Annotated in this window: 2 protein-coding genes; one reads left to right on the top strand and one right to left on the bottom strand. The window is 55.5% G+C overall.

From position 1 onward, the window contains the following. The coding region (locus tag OP496_RS16990) for an aminotransferase class III-fold pyridoxal phosphate-dependent enzyme (RefSeq protein ID WP_280565004.1) at positions 1 to 998 on the bottom strand (998 nt) is incomplete at its 3' end. Positions 999 to 1,316: 318 nt separating this feature from the next. On the opposite strand from OP496_RS16990, the gene OP496_RS16985 reads away from it, so the two are divergent. Beyond that, the coding region (locus OP496_RS16985) for a peroxidase family protein (RefSeq protein ID WP_280565003.1) at positions 1,317 to 2,738 on the top strand (1,422 nt) is incomplete at its 3' end.

Here is a 2,738-nt window from a genome sequence, read left to right as displayed (position 1 = left end):
GCGTTCTCCACTACACCTTCCTCATGCATGGCGTCCAGGGTAGCGACGATGGACGCCATCGCCAGCGGATGTCCGGAATAGGTGAGCCCGCCGAAGAACATGTGTTCGTCGAAATGCCGGCTGATGGCATCCGAGATCACCACGCCGCCGGCTGGCACGTAGCCGGAATTGACTCCCTTGGCGAATACGATCAGATCCGGTGAGACGCCGTAATGCTCGAAGGCGAACCAGCGCCCGGTGCGCCCGAACCCGGCCATCACTTCATCGAAGATCAACAGGATGCCGAATTCGTCGGCCAGCGCCCGCACACCCTTCAAATAGTCCGCCGGGGGCGTCAGCACGCCTGCCGTGCCGGGGATCGGCTCGAGCAGAATGGCGGCAATGGCGCCGGGGCCCTCACATTCGATGACGCGGCGCAGGTGCTGCAAGGCGCGCTGGCATTCCTCCTGCTCATCGCTGGCCCAGAAGTCGCTGCGATAAAGGTAGGGATTGAAGAAGTGCGCATGGCCCCGCGCAAATTCGTTGGGCACGCGACGCGGGTCGCCCGTCGCGACGATGGCCGACCCAGTATTGCCGTGATAGGAGCGATACGCCGAGAGAATCTTGTCGCGCCCTGTGTAGCTCCGCGCCATGCGGATGGCGTTCTCGTTGGCGTCTGCCCCCGCGTTGGTGAAAAACACTCTGGAAAAGCCCTGCGGCGCGCGCTCCACGATGCGCTTGGCGGCTTCGCCCCGGGCCAGGTTGGCGTGCGCAGGCGCTACCGTGGTGAGTGTCTCGGCCTGCTCCTTGATGGCGGCGATGACCCTGGGATGTTGATGGCCGATGTTGGTATTCACTAGCTGGCTGCTGAAATCAAGGTATTCGTTACCTGCATAATCCCATAAACGACAGCCTTCGCCGCCGGCGATTACCAGCGGATCGAGCTGGCCCTGTTGGGACCAGGAATGGAAAACATACTGGCGGTCGAGCTGGCGAACGAGGCCGTTGGTCGGGGTCATGAGCGAAGCCCTGTCGGTCGGCGAAGAACAGTGTCGATTATCGAACAAGCTTAGGCAGCGTTCCCCGTGCATAGATAGAGCCAGAAATACGCTGACCTCGTGACAGCAGCATTTCTCACCATGCACCGTTTTATCGTGCAATAATTTATTTTTATTGGATGGGTAGCGAAATACAAATTTTGACTATCAAAAGAATACTTTAAAAATAGCTACGTCAATAACGCATGGCTGTCACGCAAATGTGAGCACGATAACTAAGGTGCAGACCATAGGTTCCTTGGTTATCCCCAAGGTAAAGAGTAAAAAGGGGAAGGCAATATGAGCGGAAAATGCCCAGTAATGCACGGTGGCCATACCTCCACAGGCACCTCCAATAAGGATTGGTGGCCGGAAGGTATCAACCTGGATATCCTGCACCAGCATGATTGCAAGACCAACCCGATGGATTCTGGTTTTAACTATCGGGAAGAGGTCAAGAAGCTTGACGTTCAAGCGCTAAAGGACGACCTCCGAAAGTTGATGTTGGATAGCCAAGAGTGGTGGCCTGCGGATTGGGGCAGTTACGTGGGTATGTTTGCCCGTGTTGCTTGGCACTCTGCAGGCTCATATCGCCTGGCAGATGGCCGTGGCGGCGGCGGTACTGGTAATCAGCGATTCGCGCCGCTTAACTCTTGGCCGGATAATGTGAATACCGATAAGGGACGTCGGCTTCTATGGCCCATCAAAAAGAAATATGGCAATAAAATTTCATGGGCTGACCTGATGGTACTTTCCGGTACCGTCGCTTACGAAGTCGCGGGTTTGAAGACCTATGGCTTTGCCTTCGGCCGTGAAGACATCTGGCATCCAGAGAAGGACATCTACTGGGGCGACGAGAAGGAGTGGCTGGCACCTTCTGATGAGCGCTACGGTGACGTTGAAAATCCGGACACCATGGAAAACCCTCTGGCAGCAGTACAGATGGGGCTTATTTATGTTAACCCAGAGGGCGTAAACGGGCAGCCCGATCCGCTGAAAACCGCTGAGCATGTGCGTGAAACCTTCGCTCGCATGGCCATGAATGATGAAGAGACAGCGGCGCTAACAGCCGGCGGTCATACTATCGGTAAATGCCATGGTAATGGTGATGCTGCCGACCTGAGTGTAGAGCCAGAAGCGGCTGATGTTGAATATCAGGGCATTGGTTGGATAAATACCAAAGGCCGCGGTGTAGGCCAGGATACTGTGGTATCTGGCATAGAAGGTGCTTGGACCCAAAATCCGACTCAGTGGGACATGGGTTGGTTCGATATGCTCTTTAATCACGAATGGGAGCTCAAGAAAAGCCCGGCTGGAGCATGGCAATGGGAGCCCGCCGATATTGCCGAAGAAGATAAGCCGGTTGACGTTGAAGACGCATCAATTCGCCGTAATCCGATCATGACGGATGCCGATATGGCGATGAAAGTTGACCCCGTCTACAACGAAATCTGCCAGAAGTTCATGAACGATCCAGAGTATTTTTCTGAAACGTTTGCCAGGGCATGGTTCAAGCTGACTCATCGCGATCTGGGCCCGAAGTCGCGTTACATCGGCCCGGAAGTGCCCGCTGAAGACCTGATCTGGCAGGATCCCATTCCGGCAGGTAACACCGACTACAGCGAAGAAGTCGTCAAGCAGAAGATTGCTGAAAGCGGTTTGAGCATCAGTGAGATGGTCAGCACGGCGTGGGATAGTGCTCGTACGTATCGCGGTTCCGAC

This window comes from Chromohalobacter sp. 48-RD10 (assembly GCF_029889785.1).
Lineage (GTDB): Bacteria > Pseudomonadota > Gammaproteobacteria > Pseudomonadales > Halomonadaceae > Chromohalobacter.
The sequence above is the reverse complement of the archived record's forward strand: the minus strand, read 5'-3'. Positions and strand labels throughout refer to the sequence as shown.